The 1,332-nt window shown below is 41.7% G+C and carries 1 protein-coding gene; it reads right to left on the bottom strand.

Annotated elements, in window-relative coordinates; all coding sequences use genetic code 11:
* Nucleotides 1-44: 44 nt before the first annotated feature.
* Entirely contained in the window at nucleotides 45-1,265 is a 1,221-nt protein-coding gene (locus EKM71_RS11010; RefSeq protein ID WP_042513910.1) for an IS256 family transposase, read from the bottom strand.
* Nucleotides 1,266-1,332: the final 67 nt, after the last annotated feature.

Genomic DNA, 1,332 nt, shown 5'->3' with positions numbered 1-1,332 from the left:
GGTCAAGTCCAAAATGTTGGTGTAAATTAAATTCCGCGAATTTATCATTTCACAAGCTTAAGCATACCGGCTTCTTCTGAATTGTCATCTTTTTCAATCCCGTGGTAAACGGTCATGTTTAAGTACCGTGGACCAGCAGCCCATTTTTCATTCTGTTCAATCAGTAGTGCTCCCATTAGTCGCAAGACGCTTAGATCATTCGGGAATATCCGGATTACACGGTCACGACGACGAATTTCTTGATTAACCCGCTCAATTGTATTATTCGTCCGGAGACGCTTCCTTAGCTCCTCTGGGAGCTGGTAAATCACCATTAATTCGTCAAAACTATTTTCTAATTTCTTCACCACCTTAGGGAACTCGGTCTGCCAATCTTTAACCAATTGGTCACGCCGTTCAACCGCTTGGTCGTACGTTGGAGCATTAAATAAATCTTTGAGTCGGTTAGCAACTTCTTTACGATCCTTGAGTGCCAGAATACTTGTACAGTCATTACTAAAATGAAATTGACATCTCTGCCAAAGGCTACCCTGAAATTGCGTAGTGATTGCATCCTTTAAGCCACAATGAGCGTCTGAAACAAACATATCAACGTTGGTAAGGCCCCGCTGTTTAAGTTCACTAAAGAAGTCCATCCATGCAGCTTTTGATTCACTATCACCGATATCAAAACCGAGCACTTCTCGACGACCGCTAGGGTCGATTCCAATCGCAACGAGTAAGCTATTACTTGTCACAACGTGACCACGGTGTACCTTAAATAAAATTGCATCGGCATACACAAAAGTATACTTTTGCGTAAGGGGACGTCGGTTAAAATCCAGCACTTGGTCGTCCAAATTACTGCATAAAGCCGAGACCGTACTTTTAGAAAAGGTTGTCCCACATAACTTCTTAGTAATCTCAGCTACTTTACGTGTTGAAACACCTTGGATTACCATTTCCATTAATGCCAAATCAAAGGCCTGCTCACTACGCTGGTAGCGCTTGAACAGCTGTGTTGAAAAATTACCATGACGGAGTTTAGGAACGTGTAGTTCAAGTGTTCCTACTCGTGTGGTAAGCTGACGAACCCGATAACCATTCCGTGAATTGGTTCGTTCATCCGAACGTTCATAAGCCTTAGCTTTAATCTGCTCAGTCGCTTCGGACTTTAGAATTTCATCAAGGATCTTGGCCATAATTGATTGCATGGCCTTATCCCGATCACCTAGTAATAGCTCCTTTAATTCGTCATCCTCTAAATTTAATTCAACTTTTGGCATAATGAAGTTCCTTTCAGATTTCACAAAGTCCTATTTAGAATTTACACCAATTATACGGACATAACCT

It is taken from the genome of Levilactobacillus huananensis, assembly GCF_003946145.1.
GTDB lineage: Bacteria > Bacillota > Bacilli > Lactobacillales > Lactobacillaceae > Levilactobacillus > Levilactobacillus huananensis.
The sequence above is the reverse complement of the archived record's forward strand: the minus strand, read 5'-3'. Positions and strand labels throughout refer to the sequence as shown.

What these genes read in the sequence shown, in the direction of transcription:
- EKM71_RS11010 (WP_042513910.1), bottom strand. Translation starts at nt 1,265, where the DNA reads ATGCCAAAAGTTGAATTAAATTTAGAGGATGACGAATTAAAGGAGCTA.